At 60.6% G+C, this 15,810-nt stretch carries 14 protein-coding genes; 6 read left to right on the top strand and 8 right to left on the bottom strand.

Annotated features, from left to right (window positions below; genetic code table 11):
- Positions 1–248 precede the first annotated feature (248 nt).
- Entirely contained in the window at positions 249–2,060 is a 1,812-nt protein-coding gene (typA, locus tag NOM67_RS17040; RefSeq protein WP_041209495.1) for a translational GTPase TypA, read from the bottom strand.
- 351 nt (positions 2,061–2,411) lie between these two features.
- Between typA and glnA the strand changes: the two genes are divergently transcribed.
- The 5 genes from glnA to add all read left to right on the top strand — a co-directional run bounded on the left by glnA (position 2,412) and on the right by add (position 8,224).
- On the top strand, positions 2,412–3,821 hold the full coding sequence (gene glnA, locus NOM67_RS17035) for a glutamate--ammonia ligase (protein ID WP_041209494.1): 1,410 nt from the start codon (positions 2,412–2,414) through the stop codon (positions 3,819–3,821).
- A 114-nt stretch (positions 3,822–3,935) separates the two neighbouring features.
- Complete coding sequence (locus NOM67_RS17030; RefSeq protein WP_201930943.1) at positions 3,936–4,517, top strand: DUF4124 domain-containing protein; 582 nt, start codon at positions 3,936–3,938, stop codon at positions 4,515–4,517.
- Between the two features lie 80 nt (positions 4,518–4,597).
- The gene (glnL, locus tag NOM67_RS17025; protein WP_043850701.1) at positions 4,598–5,653 is read left to right on the top strand and encodes a nitrogen regulation protein NR(II); all 1,056 of its coding nucleotides are present in this window, start codon (positions 4,598–4,600) and stop codon (positions 5,651–5,653) included.
- Positions 5,654–5,662: 9 nt separating this feature from the next.
- Complete coding sequence (glnG, locus tag NOM67_RS17020; RefSeq protein WP_033135371.1) at positions 5,663–7,081, top strand: nitrogen regulation protein NR(I); 1,419 nt, start codon at positions 5,663–5,665, stop codon at positions 7,079–7,081.
- Between the two features lie 141 nt (positions 7,082–7,222).
- Positions 7,223–8,224, top strand: a complete 1,002-nt coding sequence (gene add, locus NOM67_RS17015) for an adenosine deaminase (protein WP_043850769.1) — start codon at positions 7,223–7,225, stop codon at positions 8,222–8,224.
- A gap of 150 nt (positions 8,225–8,374) precedes the next feature.
- Here add and rmuC read toward each other — a convergent pair whose 3' ends face one another.
- Complete coding sequence (gene rmuC / locus NOM67_RS17010) at positions 8,375–9,715, bottom strand: DNA recombination protein RmuC (RefSeq protein ID WP_255938884.1); 1,341 nt, start codon at positions 9,713–9,715, stop codon at positions 8,375–8,377.
- Positions 9,712–9,927, bottom strand: a complete 216-nt coding sequence (locus NOM67_RS17005; protein ID WP_033114762.1) for a hypothetical protein — start codon at positions 9,925–9,927, stop codon at positions 9,712–9,714. Before NOM67_RS17005 ends, rmuC begins: the two co-directional genes overlap by 4 nt.
- A 141-nt stretch (positions 9,928–10,068) precedes the next feature.
- On the opposite strand from NOM67_RS17005, the gene NOM67_RS17000 reads away from it, so the two are divergent.
- Complete coding sequence (locus tag NOM67_RS17000; protein WP_042031934.1) at positions 10,069–10,590, top strand: ferredoxin-type protein NapF; 522 nt, start codon at positions 10,069–10,071, stop codon at positions 10,588–10,590.
- Between the two features lie 53 nt (positions 10,591–10,643).
- Here the strand turns inward: NOM67_RS17000 and NOM67_RS16995 are convergent, their stop codons facing one another.
- From NOM67_RS16995 to NOM67_RS16975, 5 genes are all read right to left on the bottom strand, one after another.
- Positions 10,644–11,096, bottom strand: a complete 453-nt coding sequence (locus tag NOM67_RS16995; protein WP_033114760.1) for an Rrf2 family transcriptional regulator — start codon at positions 11,094–11,096, stop codon at positions 10,644–10,646.
- A 321-nt stretch (positions 11,097–11,417) separates the two neighbouring features.
- Positions 11,418–12,257, bottom strand: coding sequence for a PfkB family carbohydrate kinase (locus NOM67_RS16990; protein ID WP_019445767.1), 840 nt, complete (start codon positions 12,255–12,257; stop codon positions 11,418–11,420).
- Between the two features lie 106 nt (positions 12,258–12,363).
- Positions 12,364–13,335: a LysR substrate-binding domain-containing protein gene (locus tag NOM67_RS16985; RefSeq protein ID WP_156854200.1), complete on the bottom strand. Its 972-nt coding sequence runs from the start codon at positions 13,333–13,335 to the stop codon at positions 12,364–12,366.
- Positions 13,336–13,490: 155 nt separating this feature from the next.
- Positions 13,491–14,219, bottom strand: a complete 729-nt coding sequence (locus tag NOM67_RS16980) for a glutamine amidotransferase (RefSeq protein WP_156854202.1) — start codon at positions 14,217–14,219, stop codon at positions 13,491–13,493.
- An 86-nt stretch (positions 14,220–14,305) separates the two neighbouring features.
- Entirely contained in the window at positions 14,306–15,802 is a 1,497-nt protein-coding gene (locus NOM67_RS16975) for a CoA-acylating methylmalonate-semialdehyde dehydrogenase (RefSeq protein WP_139395260.1), read from the bottom strand.
- Positions 15,803–15,810 lie beyond the last annotated feature (8 nt).

Genomic DNA, 15,810 nt, shown 5'->3' with positions numbered 1-15,810 from the left:
GCCCGGTAAGACCATCTTCCGATCTGCCGAGCCCTGCCTCCAGAACACGCCCTCTGCATTGAGCCATAGCAAGACAAACGCCCATTGAAAGCCTGTCACGCCCGGCCGCAGCGCTTATCCACAAAGCAAGGTGCAACCGAACCGCTCAAGCCCAACGCAGATAAAAAAAGGCCCAAACCTGAGGTTTGGGCCTTTCTATCAGCGAATCGTCAGCAACCGCGAGGGCTACCGAGACTCAGCACATGGGATTAACCACGGCCAGAGCGCTTGCGATCCAGCTCGGTCAGCAGCTTCTTACGGATACGGATGCTCTTCGGAGTCACTTCTACCAGCTCATCGTTGTCGATGAACTCGAGAGCCTGTTCCAGAGTCATGCGGATCGGCGGAGTCAGAACCTGAGCTTCGTCGGTACCGGAGGCACGCATGTTGGTCAGCTGCTTGCCTTTCAGGCAGTTAACAGTCAGGTCGTTGGAACGGGAGTGGATACCGATCACCTGGCCTTCGTACACTTCGGTCGCGTGACCGATGAACAGACGACCGCGGTCTTGCAGACCGAACAGGGCGTAAGTCAGTGCCTTACCGGTAGCGTTGGAGATCAGCACGCCGTTCTGACGCTCACCGATGCTGCCACCCTTGTGCGGACCGTAGTGGTCGAAGGTGTGGTAGAGCAGACCGGTACCGGAGGTCATGGTCATGAACTCGGTCTGGAAGCCGATCAGGCCACGGCTCGGGATCATGAAGTCCAGACGGACACGACCCTTGCCATCCGGGGTCATGTTGGTCATTTCGCCCTTACGCAGACCCAGCTGCTCCATCACGGAACCCTGGTGCGCTTCTTCAACGTCCACAGTTACGGTTTCGAACGGTTCTTGCAGTTCGCCGTCAACGGTACGCAGGATTACTTCCGGACGGGATACCGCCAGCTCGTAACCTTCGCGACGCATGTTTTCGATCAGGATGGAGAGGTGCAGTTCACCACGACCGGATACACGGAACTTGTCCGGATCGTCGGTCTCTTCCACGCGCAGGGCCACGTTGTGGACCAGCTCCTGGTTCAGACGCTCCAGAATGTTGCGGGAGGTCACGAACTTGCCCTCTTTACCGGCGAACGGTGAGGTGTTGACCTGGAAGGTCATGTTCACGGTCGGCTCGTCAACGGAGAGCGGCGGCAGCGCTTCAACAGCACCGTTGTCGCAGATGGTGTCGGAGATCTTCAGCTCGCCCAGACCGGTGATGGCGATGATGTCGCCAGCTTGCGCATCGGCAACTTCGGTACGGGACAGGCCCAGATAGCCCAGCACCTGACCGACTTTACCGTTGCGGGTCTTGCCGTCGGCACCAACGATGGTGACCTGCTGGTTGGTCTTGACGCGACCACGGGTGATACGGCCGATACCGATAACGCCCACGTAGGAGTTGTAGTCCAGCTGGGAGATCTGCATCTGGAACGCGCCTTCGGTGTCAGCTTTCGGAGCTTCCACGTTGTCGACGATAGCCTGGAACAGCGGCTCCATGTTCTCGGACTCAACGTCCTGATCCATGGTGGCCCAACCGTTCAGTGCAGAGGCGTAAACCACTTTGAAGTCCAGCTGTTCGTCAGTCGCGCCCAGGTTGTCGAACAGGTCAAATACCTGATCCATTACCCAGTCAGGACGAGCACCCGGACGGTCAACCTTGTTGATGACCACGATCGGCTTCAGACCCTGAGCGAACGCTTTCTGGGTCACGAAACGGGTTTGCGGCATCGGGCCGTCAACGGCGTCAACCAGCAGCAGCACGGAGTCAACCATGGACAGTACGCGCTCAACTTCACCACCGAAGTCGGCGTGACCCGGGGTATCAACGATGTTGATGCGGTAGTCATTCCAGCGGATCGCAGTGTTCTTGGCGAGAATGGTGATGCCACGTTCCCGTTCCAGATCATTGGAGTCCATGATCCGTTCCTGGCCTTCCGTGGAGCGGTCCAGGGTACCGGACTGCTGCAGCAGTTTGTCCACCAGCGTCGTTTTGCCGTGGTCAACGTGCGCAATAATCGCAATATTGCGTAAATTCTCTAACATTCTCGCCTCAATCACCGGGTAAAATTGGGCGCTAATTGTACTCTTGCCTTTGTGATCTGCCTAGCAGAATTGCAGTACATTCGCGCATGACAACGGATCTGGATCATAGACCTCGTCTGTAAACCCTGCTTATATGGGGTGCGACCGCATCTTGCGCACTATTTCAGTGCACCAAAACGATCCGCGGTCGCACTATTTTGATGCAACACCAGTCGAGATTGCCTGCTTTTGGGGAACCACCGAGACGGGATTGCCCTGAAATCAGGCTGTCACAAACTTGGCACGATACTGGCTTATGTGAATACGACGACGCATTCACCCAGAGAGTTTTAACACCGGAGGTTATTTAGCATGTCAGTCCAGAACGTTTTGGCCCTGATCCAGGAACACGAAGTCAAGTTTGTTGATCTGCGCTTTACCGACACCAAGGGCAAAGAGCAGCACGTATCCATCCCTGCCCATCAGGTTGATGAAGATTTCTTCGAAGACGGCAAGATGTTCGACGGCTCCTCCATCGGTGGCTGGAAAGGCATCAACGAATCCGACATGGTACTGATGCCGGATGCCGCCTCCGCCAAGCTGGATCCCTTCACCGAAGAGACCACTCTGAACATCGTGTGTGACGTGCTGGAGCCTGCCACCATGCAGGGCTACGACCGCGACCCGCGCTCCATCGCCAAGCGCGCCGAAGATTTCCTGAAGTCCAGCGGCATCGCTGACACCGTGCTGTTCGGGCCGGAGCCGGAATTCTTCATGTTCGACAACATCACCTTCTCCAACACCATGGGCCACAGCTTCGTGAAGATCGAATCCGAAGAAGCTGCATGGAACTCCGGTACTGCCTATGAGCATGGCAACAAGGGACACCGTCCGTTCGTGAAAGGCGGTTACTTCCCGGTTGCGCCGGTCGACTCCTCCCAGGACATCCGTGCCGCCATGTGTCTGGTGCTGGAAGAGATGGGCCAGGTTGTTGAAGCTCACCACCACGAAGTGGCGACTGCCGGTCAGAACGAGATCGCTACCCGCTTCAATACTCTGACCCTGAAGGCGGACGAAGTGCAGGTGCTGAAGTACGTGATCCACAACGTGGCCCACGCCTACAACAAGACTGTGACCTTCATGCCGAAACCCATGTTCGGTGACAACGGCTCCGGCATGCACTGCCACCAGTCTCTGGCCAAGAACGGCGTCAACCTGTTCGCCGGCGACCTGTATGGCGGTCTGTCCGAGATGGCGCTGCACTATATCGGCGGTATCATCAAGCACGCCAAGGCCATCAACGCCTTCGCCAACCCGACCACCAACTCCTACAAGCGTCTGGTTCCGGGTTATGAAGCACCGGTCATGCTGGCCTACTCTGCCCGCAACCGCTCTGCCTCCATCCGTATCCCGGTGGTTCCGAGCCCGAAAGCCCGTCGTATCGAAGTGCGCTTCCCGGATCCGGCAGCCAACCCGTACCTGGCCTTTGCAGCTCAGCTGATGGCCGGTCTGGACGGTATCATCAACAAGATCCATCCGGGCGATGCCATGGACAAGAACCTGTACGACCTGCCGCCGGAAGAGGCTGCAGAAGTACCGACCGTTGCCGGTTCTCTGGACGAAGCACTGGCCGCTCTGGATGCAGACCGCGAGTTCCTGACCCGTGGCGGCGTGTTCAGCGATGACTTCATCAACTCCTACCTGGAACTGAAACAGCAGGATGTTGACCGTGTGCGCATGACCCCACACCCACTGGAGTTCGAGCTGTACTACTCCGTCTAAGCCTGGAACAGCTGTCCGGTTAATCGGACCAGCTTGCCCAATCGTGACAAAACCCGCCATCTGGCGGGTTTTTTCTCTGATAGGATTAAGCAAGATACCGTCAAGGAGAGATGGATGAACAACAAGTATGGCATCGGGCTTGTCGCCCTCCTGTTGCTGACCTCGTTTGGTACACATGCAGCCAAGGTCTACTCCTGGGTCGATGGCAATGGCGTCACCCACTACACGGATGCCCCTCCTCCCGGCAAGAAGGTAAAGGAAGTCGATCTGCGCACGGCCCCCTTCCTCAGCGGAGCCCCCCGTTCGGTACAGGTGGAGAACTTCAACTCCCTGACCGGTGTCGATGCCAACAAGAAGAAAGAGGCAGCCAAGCTGGTCATCGCCCTGCTTTCACCGGAACAGGGCAGCACCCTGCGCGACAACACCGGCAATATCGTCTTTCAGGGCCAGATCAGCCCCAAGCCCCCCACCCAGTATGATGTGCGCCTGACCCTGGATGGCAAAGCGGCTCCCCTTGTCAGCAACAGCCTCTCGATCCGGATCGAAAACGTCGATCGCGGCGCCCACGAGGCCCAGCTCGAACTGCTCGCCAAAGACGGTACGATCCTTGCTAAATCGACTCCAGTCACCTTTTACCTGCATAGAGCAAGCGTGGATCCGGCTCCCAAACCCACCCCCAAAGCCAACCAGGGGTGATATAGCGCACCGATGCGGGTAAACTCAATGCACCATATCGGTGCATTGCAGGTGCACAGCACCGTTTTAGGGAGAAACCAGTGCCAACCCGCTCGGACAACGCCAAAACACTCTTGGATAATTTGCTGACCGCCGTGATCCTGATGGATGAACGGCTCTGCATCCAGTTCGTCAATCCTGCCGCCGAGCAGCTGCTCTCTCTCAGTGAACGGCGGCTGATCGGCATCGAACTGCCCCATCTGCTGGAACATATCTCCCTCGACCTGCAACGACTGAAACAGTGCCTCGTTTCGGGGCAGGGCTTTACCGATAGCGAAGTGACTCTGGTGGTAGAGGGAGAACCGCGGTTGGTAGAGCTGAGTGCGACTCCCATGGCCGACCACGAGCAGCGCCTGCTGGTCGTGGAGCTTCGCAAGATCGACCAGCAGAAAAAGATCAGTCAGGAGCAGCAGCAGCATGCCCAGCAGCTGGCAGCCAAGGAGCTGGTGCGCGGTCTCGCCCACGAAATCAAGAATCCCCTCGGTGGCCTGCGCGGCGCAGCCCAGCTGCTGCAAAAGGAGCTGCCCGACCCCGCCCTGCGCGAATATACCGGCATCATCATCGAACAGGCCGATCGGCTGCGGGTACTGGTCGATCGCTTGCTCGGCCCCCAGCGCCCCGGCCGCCACCAGATGCACAATGTCCATTCGGTGCTGGAGCAGGTACGCCGACTGGTGGAGCTGGAGCTGCCACCGACGGTGCGCATCGAGCGGGATTACGACCCCAGCATCCCCGAATTCGAGATGGAGCCGGATCAGCTGCAGCAGGCGTTTCTTAACATAGTGCGCAACGCCGCCGAAGCGCTGGGCGATCAAACCGGGCTTATCCGCATCAAGACCCGCACCGCGTTCCAGATCACCATCCACGGCCAGCGTTACCGGCTGGCGGCGGAGATCAAGATCATCGACAACGGCCCCGGTATTCCCGATGCCATCCGCGACACCCTCTTCTATCCCATGATCACCGGCAAAGAGGGCGGCACCGGGCTTGGCCTCTCCATCGCCCAGAACCTCATCGACCAGCACAAGGGGAAAATCGACTGCATCAGCTGGCCGGGCCACACCGAATTCACCATTTTTCTACCGCTTCGCAAGTAAGGGAACACCATGACAGCCAAAGTGTGGATCGTCGACGATGACAGCTCTATCCGTTGGGTGCTGGAACGCACCCTCGGCAGCGAAGGCTTCAACTGCGAGAGCTTTGCCGATGGTGAAGCCCTGCTGCATGCCCTTGAGCTGCGCTCACCCGATGTCATCCTCTCCGATATCCGGATGCCGGGCATCGACGGCCTGAGCCTGCTGGAGCAGATCCACCGCCGTCAGGCCGATCTGCCCATCATCATCATGACCGCCCACTCGGATCTCGACAGCGCGGTCAACGCCTACCAGCGCGGCGCCTTCGAGTACCTGCCCAAACCGTTCGACATCGACGAAGCAGTGACGTTGGTGCGCCGCGCCGAGAATCACCTCAAAGAGCAGCGCACCAAGCGGAAGTCTCGCCAGCAAGAGGCCACCGCCACTCCCGAAATCATCGGTGAGGCGCCGGCGATGCAGGAGGTGTTTCGCGCCATCGGTCGCCTGTCACGCTCCAGCATCTCGGTGCTGATCAACGGCCAGAGCGGCACCGGCAAGGAGCTGGTCGCCCATGCCCTGCACAAGCACAGCCCGCGCGCCCACAAAAACTTTATCGCCCTCAACATGGCGGCTATCCCGAAAGATCTCATCGAATCCGAGCTGTTCGGTCACGAGAAGGGGGCTTTCACCGGCGCCAACAACATCCGCCACGGCCGCTTCGAGCAGGCCGATGGCGGCACCCTGTTTCTCGACGAGATCGGCGACATGCCGCTTGATGTGCAAACCCGGCTGCTGCGGGTCTTGGCCGATGGCCAGTTCTATCGGGTCGGTGGCCACCAGCCGGTGCAGGTTGATGTACGGATCATAGCCGCCACCCACCAGAATCTGGAGAAGCGGGTCGCCGATGGCGAGTTTCGCGAGGATCTGTTTCACCGCCTCAACGTCATTCGCATCCATATTCCCGCCCTCAAGGAGCGCCGTGAGGATATTCCCCAGCTGGCCCGTCACTTCCTGCTGCGCGCCGCCAAGGAGTTGAACGTGGAGGCCAAGAGCCTGCACCCTGACACCCAGACCTATATCAGTCGCCTGCCCTGGCCGGGTAACGTGCGCCAGTTGGAGAACGTCTGCCGCTGGCTCACCGTGATGGCCTCCGGGCAGGAGGTGCTGGTGAGCGATCTTCCCCCCGAACTGCTTACCCCCATCACCCACAACGCCGAGCCCGGCCAACCGGCGTTGCCCGGTTGCTGGCAGCAACAGTTGCAGGAGTGGGTGGCCAGCAAGCTGGCGCTGGGAGAGACAGACATCCTGGCCGATGCCATGCCCCAGTTCGAACGGATCATGCTGGAGACGGCGCTGGAGCACACCCATGGCCACAAGCAGGAGGCGGCCCGTCTGCTTGGCTGGGGTCGCAACACCCTCACCCGCAAGCTGAAGGAACTCGATCTCTCCTGAGTCCCGGGGAAAAACGATTCCCATCACGCCTTGATAAATCACCGACCAATAAGACCCCGTTTGCCAGCAAACGGGGTATCTTTTTTGAAAGCCCCGCCTAGAATGGCAGGCTTTCAAACCCGACTCGAAGAAGGCGCCATCATGATTGACAGATCTCTCCCCCTGACCGACCTGCACCGCCATCTGGACGGCAACATCCGTCCGCAGACCATCCTCGAGCTGGGTCGCCAACACAATATCCAGCTGCCCGCCTTCGAGCTGGAGGCGCTGCGCCCCCACGTACAGATCGTCGAGAACGAGCCAAGTCTGGTCGCCTTCCTGAAGAAACTGGACTGGGGTGTTGCCGTGCTGGCCGACTATGACGCCTGCCGCCGGGTTGCCTACGAGAACGTGGAAGACCTGCTGCGCGCCGGTATCGACTATGCCGAGCTGCGCTTCAGCCCGGCCTATATGGCGATGACCCACAAGCTGCACCCGCAGGGTGTGGTGGAAGCCATCATCGACGGCGTGGCCGCGGGCAGCCGTGACTTCGGCATCAAGGCCAATCTGATCGGCATCATGAGCCGCACCTTCGGCACCGAGCAGTGCAATCAGGAGCTGGCCGCCTGTCTGGCCCACCGCGACAAGCTGGTCGCCATCGATCTGGCCGGTGACGAGCTGGGCTTCCCGGGGGAACTCTTTGTCGACCACTTCCGCAAGGTGCGCGATGCAGGCATGCGCGTCACCGTGCACGCCGGTGAGGCGGCTGGGCCCGAGAGCATGTGGCAGGCCATTCGCGAACTGGGTGCCGAACGTATCGGCCACGGTGTCAAAGCGATTCAGGATCCGGCCCTGATGGCCTATCTGGCCGAGCACCGCATCGGCATCGAATCCTGCCTCACCTCCAACGTCCAGACCACCACGGTGGCGAGCCTGACCGAACACCCGATCCGCCAGTTCCTGGCTGCCGGCGTGCTGGCCTGCCTCAACACCGACGACCCGGCGGTGGAAGGCATCGATCTGCCCCACGAATATGAAGTGGCCGCCCCAGCCGCCGGCATGACCGCGAGCGAAATCCGCACTGCCCAACAAAATGGCCTGACCCTGGCCTTCCTGAGCGATAGCGAGAAAGCCGAACTGAGCGCCCGCGCCGCCAGCCGCTGATTAACACCGGCAGTGCAAATAACAACGGCCCACTTCGGTGGGCCGTTTGCTTTGCGGATTTCTGATGATGGGTAAGCACTGGGCCAACTGACAGATAGCAAAAGACCCAAACCGTGTTTGGGACTTGGCTGATGACAGTGCAGGTAAAAACTACTCCTGCTCCTTGTCACGCTCCAGTGCCCGCTCCACCAGCGGCTCTGGCAGGCTCTTGGTCACCTCCACCCCCAGCTCGCGGAAACGCTCGACCTGCGCGATCAGGTTGCCACGGCCGTTGACCAGCCGTCCCATCGCCTTGTCGTAGCTCTCCTGCGCCTTGTGCAGGCTGCCGCCCATCTGCTGCATCTCCTCGACAAACAGCCGCAGCTTTTCGTAGAGGCGACCGGCCCGTTCGGCAATCTGGCGGGAATTCTGGTTCTGCCGCTCGTAGCGCCACAGGTTCTCGATGGTGCGCAGCGCCACCATCAGGTTGGTGGGGCTCACCAACAGGATATTGTTGTCGAGACCGTAACGCACCAGCGAGGGATCGGCCTCCATCGCGGTAAGGAAGGCGGGCTCCACCGCCACGAACATCAGCACATAGTCGAGGGTACGCACACCGGGCAACTGCTGGTAATCCTTGCGACCCAGCTCGCGGATATGGTTGCGCACCGAGGCGACGTGCTCCTTGAGTGCAACAGACTTCTCCAACTCGTCATCGGCGTTGTACCAGCGCTCGTAGGCGGTCAGCGACACCTTGGCGTCGATGATGATGTCCTTCTCCTGCGGCAGGTGGACAATGACATCGGGCTGGTAGCGCTTGCCCTTCTCCACCTCGATATTGACCTGGGTGTGGTACTCGTGACCCTCGCGCAGACCGCACTCGCTGAGGATCCGCGCCAGCACCACTTCCCCCCAGTTGCCCTGCTGCTTGCTGTCGCCCTTGAGGGCTCTGGTCAGTGCCGCAGCCTCTTCGGTCATGCGGGCATTGAGCTCGGCGAGGCGCTCCAGCTCGAACTTGAGACTGTGGCGCTGGGCCGTCTCCTGCGCGTGGGTCTCCCCCACCTGACGGCGGAAGCCCTCCAGCTGTTCCTTGAGCGGAGTGAGCAGCAGATCGAGGCTGTTCTGGTTGAGTTCACGGAAGTTGCCGGAGTTTTGCTCGAAGATCCGGTTGGCAAGGTTCTCGAACTGCTGACTGAGGCGCTGCTCCGCCTCCTGTTGCAGTTGCAGCTTCTCGGCGGCGGCCAGCCGCTCGCTGCGCAGGGTTGCTTCCGCATCCTTGAGACGGGCGGTGAGTTTGATCAGCAGGGTCTGCTGCTGATCCAGCTTCTGCTGCCCCTGTTGCCGCTCATCCTGCAGTTCGTCAAAACGCTCCTGCAGAGCCTGATAACGCTCCTGTGCCAGCAGCAGCTCCTGAGTCTGCGCCGTGCTGCTGCGCCGGCCAATCAGCCAGCCTGTGCCGAGTGCCAGCAGGGCGGCTGGCAGCAGGATGACCCAGAGCCCGGGCTCGATCATTTACGGCTCCGCTGGCGCAGGAAGAGTTCGAGATAACGGTTGGCCAGCAGCCAGAGCAGCACATAGATGAGGTAAGCGGCGAGCACCACCCACTTGTGGCTGTTGACCCCGGTATCGAGCTCGACGAACTCGATGCCCTTGATGCGGCAGTAGCCCCACATCAGCAGGGGGAAGATATAGAGCAGGGACGAACGCCAGAGAAATAACCACATATGTTTTCATTCAACCACGGAAAAGAGACCCGCCTAGCTTACACAAGGGCAACAGCCCTTGCGATCCTGACGGCTGCTATTCTCTGGCCTGCCCTCGCAAACTTCGATAAAATTAACCCCTAATAGGTATCAGGGGTGGGCATGACTCATTATTTCCTCCGTTGGCTGACACAAGGCTGGCAAGCTTCACGCAAACCCGCGGTGGTTTGCCATGAAGCGCGCCCGCCGTGGGCGATCGAGGAGTCCCAGTACCTCACCCTTTGCACCCGCTGCGGCGAGTGTTTCAAGGCCTGCCCGCGCGGTCTGCTCAAACCGGCCATGCAGGAGGAGTACGAGGGGAGCCCGATTGCCGGCACCCCGGTGCTCGATCTCGCCTGCGGCCAGTGCAGCTATTGCGGCAGCTGCGCCAGAGCCTGTCCGACCGGTGCGCTCGACTTGCAACTGGGCCGTCAGGTGCAGACCCGGGTCCAGATTGAAGAGAGTTGTCAGGCCCGTCAGGGCTTCTACTGCCTGCTCTGTGAAGATGCCTGCCCCCAGCAGGCAATCAAGGCCACTGCCGATGGCATCAACGTCAACATGGATGCCTGCAATGGCTGCGGTGCCTGTGGCCTCGCCTGTCTGCACGGCGCCATCACCCTGATCCGCCAGCCGGGTAATCGCTGACAAGCAAAAGGGGCCATCAGGCCCCTTTCTTAACTGTTCTTGTTTCCTGCCCATCAGGCCATTGCCAGAATGGACTCCTGCTCGATGCCCAGCAGATGGCAAAGACGGTTCGGATCGCGTACCGCATCGGCCAGGGTGTACTCACCCAGCACTTCGAGGAAGGCGTTCATGGCGCGGCGCAGAATGCCCTGAATGCGGCAGCCGCCGGAGAGACGGCAGTTCTCGCGCTTGCAGTCGACCGGACAGAGCACGTGCTCCATGTCCATCACCACATCGCGCAGGTTGATGGAGACCGCGGAGCGACCGAGCCGGATACCGCCATGCTTGCCACGCACCGTTTCGATGTACCCCTTGATGCCGAGCTGGTGCACTATCTTGACCACGTGGTTGCGAGAGATGCCGAAGGTATCGGCCACTTCGGTAATGGTCGACAGGCGATCGCCCGGCTGCACCGCCAGGAAGGTCAGGGTACGCAGGGCGTAGTCGGTAAATCGTGTCAGTTGCATGGTCGCACTTGCCTCTTACTACAAGCCAGGAATCAGGACGACAACATTGAGCTAAGAGGCAGGAGACAACCGGTTTGCCTCTGTCCACCAGAGGGGGGCCTGTCTCTTAATCTGAGTTGCGGAGTGACAAGGTTAAGAGCAGCACAACCGGGTGTCGATGAAGATGCACATAAATCGACACTTTCTTTGATTGATCGCAAACTTGCCGGGTTAGCCCGGCGTTTGCCTCCATTCTGGCGGCTAAATTTCCCGAAATTCCTCACCGCCGCACCCAACAGACAAGAGGGGAAATCCCCCTTCGAACAGTGAATGAACGGGGCGTCAGTGAGGCTGTTTCAGCCAGTTTTTCAGCGCGACCGAGGGGATGGAACTCTCGGAGGCGACGGCAAATGCGCCCCAGTCCACCGCACACTGCAGCGCATCCTTGATCGCCATGCCTCGTGCCAGACCATGGATCAATCCCCCTGCGAAAGCATCCCCTGCCCCCGTGGTATCAACCACCGAAACTGGCCGGGCGGCGACCCTAATCTGCTCCTCACCATGGATGGCCACTGCGCCCGCCTTACCCTCGGTCAGCACCAGCCACTCCAGCTGCTCCCCCGCCAGCTGGCGGGCATGTTGCCAGGGGTCGCTCACCTCGCCGAGATCGGAGCGGGAAGCCACCAGCACGTGGCAGGGACGGCGCGCTTGCCCCCCCTTGGGATACTGGGCCACCACGAAGCTTTTGCCGAGCATCTGGCGCATGTAGCTGATGATGGCGGTACCGGGATAGTTCACGTAGAGGCAGTCGATCCCCTCCAGCGGCAGATCGCCGGGCAGATCGGGGCGTCGTGGGCGGCGCAGTATGGTGCGCTCGCCGGTGGAGTCCACCAGAATCAGCAGCTCGCCGGTCTCGCCGCCAAAGCGCTCCACATGGCTGCAATCCAGCCCGTAACCGGCCGCCTGCTCCAGCAGCCAGTCGCCGGTCTCGTCCAGTCCGATGCGGGAGGCGATGGTCACCTCGTGACCTGCCCACACCAGCCCGATGCCGGTATTGGCAGCGCCGCCCCCAAGCCTGCGCCCCTGATCCACATATTGCAGCCGGGCCCCCGCCACCAGCGGTTCGGAGAGGGATAGCACATGATCACAGTTGAGATTGGCAAGCAGCAGAATGCGGGACATAGAGACCTCGGACGATGGAGATAGCCTAAAAGAGACAGGCTGAACCCCGAGTAGAGCCCAGCCTGACAGAAGAGACAACCGGCAGCGATCGGGAATCCGATCGGGATCAATAGATGGGCAGCTCCACCCCGGCCAACAGCTCGTCGATGCGCGCCTGGGTCGGCTGCTGCATCACGCTCTGGATCACCTCCTTGGTGAGGTGGGGAGAGAAGGAGCTGATGAAGTCATACATGTAGTTCTGCAGCAGGATGCTCTTGCTGAAGCAGATCTGGGCCGGGCAGGGCTTGAACAGGTGCTCCAGATTGATGGAGACCAGCCCGGGGCTGTCGGTGTCGTTGGCCACCAGCGAGGAGATGATGCCGATGCCAAAACCCAGCTCCACATAGCGCTTGATCACTCCGGCATCCATTACCGTCATGTAGTAGCTCGGGGTCAGCCCCGCCGCCTGAAACACCTCATCCTGCACCTGCCGACCGGTGGCACCGCTCTCGTAACTGAGGATCGGGTAGTGGCAGAGCTGCTCCAGGGTCGGCTTCTTCACCTTGGCCAGCGGGTGACCCTGCGGCACCACCAGCGAGAGGGTCCAGAGGTAGGCGGGCAGCGCTATCAGCTCCTTGTCGAAGCCAATCTCGTGGGCAACGATGGAGAAATCGGAGTAACCCTTGCTGATCTGCTCCTTGCTCGCCGACATCACCGGATGGAGGTGGAACGAGATCTTGGGGTACTTCTTGGTGAAGTAGGTAACCGATTTGGGCAGCAGATAGCGGGCAATGGTGTGAGTAGTGTGGATGTTGAGAGTGCCCACGGTCGGATCAAGATACTCGCGGGAGATCGCCTTGATCTTGCTCTCGATGTTGAGCATCGCCTCGGCACACTTGATGATCTCCTCGCCCACCGGGGTGATGCGGTGCAGATGCTTGCCACGGCGCTCGAAGATCCGCACTCCCAGCTCGCTCTCCAGCAGGCCGATCTGCTTGCTGACCCCGGGCTGGCTGGTATAGAGCGCATCGGATGCCACCGAGACGTTGAGGTTGTGGTCCCGGATCGCGATCAAGTACTTCAATTGCTGTAGTTTCAAGGCTTCACCCTCTCAAGCTGGTGCGGCGATCACGCCAGACAAACAGGCCGCCACAAAGGGCGGCCAGTGTATCATCCGATCCCGACATCGCAGCGCTTGATCCTTCATTTTGCTACAAAATCTAGCACCCGAAGGGGGTCGCTGACAAACCGGGCTCAGGCCGCGCCAGCCCGCAGCGGCAGGATCCCCAAAAACTGCAGCAACCACTGCATCATGGTGGTCGAATCCACCTCCCCCTCCAGCGAGGAGAGGCTGCTCTGGTAACGCTCGTCGGGCAACAGGCCACGGCGCCGTTCGATCAGCGCCCGGTTGTACTCCACCGAGAACTCCGGGTGCCCCTGAATGGCCACTATGTTGTCCCCCTGCAAGAACATGAAGTTGGGACAAAAATCGTTGCCCGCCAGCCGGGTTGCTCCGGGTGGCAGCAAGGCAACCTGATCCTGATGGCTCGCCAGAATGCGGATATGATCCCGCGACGGCGCCATCCAGGGGGCATCTTCCAGCATGGGGTGAACCGATACCCCCAGCCCCCACCCCTTGGTGGATTTCACCACTTCGCCCCCCAACGCCTGGGCGATCACCTGATGGCCGAAACAGATCCCGGCCAGCTTGACGTCAGCATCGTGGGCACGGCGGATCCAGCCGCGCAGTGCCTGGATCCAGGGGATATCGCTGTAGGCATCGTGGCGCGAACCTGTGATGAGCCAGGCATCGCACTCATGCAGATCCTCCGGTAATTCGCCATCGATGGCTGACCAGACCCGAAACTCCAGCTCGGGTGCCAGCGGCTGAAACCCCCTGATAAACATCTCGGAGTAGACGGGGCCAAAACGATCCGCCAGATCGGGATCCAGCCGGTCACAATCGAGAATTCCCAATCGCATCTGTTGCTCCTTTACAGAAGAGCCCCCGCAGACCAGCGATCTGCGGGGGCAAGAGAATCAAATCATGGTGGTGGGCCTTGGGCTCATCACTTCATGGTTGGCATGGAGAACTCGGCACCACTGCGCAGGCTCTGGGGCCAGCGCGCCGTCACCGTCTTCATCCGGGTATAAAAGCGAACCCCGTCCGGCCCGTGCATGTTGAGCGGCCCGAAGATGGAGCGCTTCCAGCCGCCAAAGCTGTGAAACGCCATCGGCACCGGAATGGGGACGTTCACCCCTACCATACCGACCTGCACCCTCGCCGTGAAGTCCCGCGCGGTGTCGCCATCACAGGTAAAGATGGCGGTACCGTTGCCGAACTCGTGTTCGTTGATAAGGCGCAGTGCCGTCTCGTAGTCCGGCACCCGCACGATGGAGAGCACAGGGCCGAAGATCTCCTCGCGGTAGATGCGCATCTCGGGGGTTACCTCATCAAACAGGCAGCCACCGATAAAGTAACCCTCATCGTGGCTCAGCGTACGACCATCGACCCGCAAAGCGGCTCCTTCGGCCACCCCCTGATCCACGTAGCCGCGTACCTTGGCCAGATGCTCCTTGCTGATGAGCGGCCCCATTTCGTTCTCCGGGCTCTGACCCAGCCCCGGGCCGACTCGCAGTTTTTCCACCAGCGGTGTCAATTTGGCCACCAGCGCATCGGCGGTCTCGTCACCCACCACCACGGCCACCGAGATCGCCATGCAGCGCTCACCCGCCGCCCCATAAGCAGCCCCCATCAGGGCGGAGACCGCCTGATCGAGGTCCGCATCCGGCATCACCACCATGTGATTCTTGGCGCCGCCCAACGCCTGCACCCGTTTGCCGTGGGCCGAGGCGGTGGCATAGATGTACTGGGCGATGGGGGTGGAACCGACAAACGACACGGCACCTACTCGCGGGTCGGTCAGCAGCACATCCACCACCTCCTTGTCACCGTTCACCACGTTGAGCACGCCGTCCGGCAGACCGGCCTCCTTGAGCAGCTCGGCCATCCGCAGCGAGAGGGAGGGATCCTTCTCGGAGGGTTTGAGAATAAAGGTATTGCCGCAGGCGATGGCAACCGGGAACATCCAGAGCGGCACCATGGCCGGGAAGTTGAACGGGGTGATACCGGCGCAGACCCCGACCGGCTGCATCATGGAGTAGCTGTCTACCCCGCGACCGACGTTGAGGGAGTGTTCCCCCTTGAGCAGATGGGGAATGCCGCAGGCAAACTCCACCACCTCCAGCCCGCGGGTCAACTCACCCTGCGCATCGGAGAAGACCTTGCCGTGTTCACGGCTGATGAGCTGGGCGAGCTCGTCTCTGTGCTGCTCCATCAACTCCTTGAAGCGGAAAAAGACCCGAGCCCGCACCAGCGGCGGGGTTTGTGACCAGTCGGCAAAGGCGCGCTCGGCAATGGCGATCGCCTCCTGACACTCGGCGGCGCTGGAAAGCCCCACGCTCCCCTGTTGCTTGCCACAGGCGGGATTGAAGATGGCCCCTTGCCGCTCGCTGCGACTCTCCTGCGGTTGGCCGTTGATGAAGTTGCTGACCCTGTATGTCATGTATCCTC

It is taken from the genome of Aeromonas sp. SG16, from assembly GCF_024436135.1.
Taxonomy (GTDB): Bacteria; Pseudomonadota; Gammaproteobacteria; order Enterobacterales; family Aeromonadaceae; genus Aeromonas; species Aeromonas jandaei.
Note: the sequence above shows the minus strand (reverse complement) of the source record. Positions and strands in the feature narration are given on the sequence as shown.

What these genes read in the sequence shown, in the direction of transcription:
- NOM67_RS17030 (WP_201930943.1), top strand. Translation starts at nt 3,936, where the DNA reads ATGAACAACAAGTATGGCATCGGGCTTGTCGCCCTCCTGTTGCTGACC.
- NOM67_RS16995 (WP_033114760.1), bottom strand. Translation starts at nt 11,096, where the DNA reads ATGCAACTGACACGATTTACCGACTACGCCCTGCGTACCCTGACCTTC.
- typA (WP_041209495.1), bottom strand. Translation starts at nt 2,060, where the DNA reads ATGTTAGAGAATTTACGCAATATTGCGATTATTGCGCACGTTGACCAC.
- NOM67_RS16980 (WP_156854202.1), bottom strand. Translation starts at nt 14,219, where the DNA reads ATGCGATTGGGAATTCTCGATTGTGACCGGCTGGATCCCGATCTGGCG.
- NOM67_RS17005 (WP_033114762.1), bottom strand. Translation starts at nt 9,927, where the DNA reads ATGTGGTTATTTCTCTGGCGTTCGTCCCTGCTCTATATCTTCCCCCTG.
- glnA (WP_041209494.1), top strand. Translation starts at nt 2,412, where the DNA reads ATGTCAGTCCAGAACGTTTTGGCCCTGATCCAGGAACACGAAGTCAAG.
- NOM67_RS16990 (WP_019445767.1), bottom strand. Translation starts at nt 12,257, where the DNA reads ATGTCCCGCATTCTGCTGCTTGCCAATCTCAACTGTGATCATGTGCTA.
- NOM67_RS16975 (WP_139395260.1), bottom strand. Translation starts at nt 15,802, where the DNA reads ATGACATACAGGGTCAGCAACTTCATCAACGGCCAACCGCAGGAGAGT.
- rmuC (WP_255938884.1), bottom strand. Translation starts at nt 9,715, where the DNA reads ATGATCGAGCCCGGGCTCTGGGTCATCCTGCTGCCAGCCGCCCTGCTG.
- glnG (WP_033135371.1), top strand. Translation starts at nt 5,663, where the DNA reads ATGACAGCCAAAGTGTGGATCGTCGACGATGACAGCTCTATCCGTTGG.
- add (WP_043850769.1), top strand. Translation starts at nt 7,223, where the DNA reads ATGATTGACAGATCTCTCCCCCTGACCGACCTGCACCGCCATCTGGAC.
- NOM67_RS17000 (WP_042031934.1), top strand. Translation starts at nt 10,069, where the DNA reads ATGACTCATTATTTCCTCCGTTGGCTGACACAAGGCTGGCAAGCTTCA.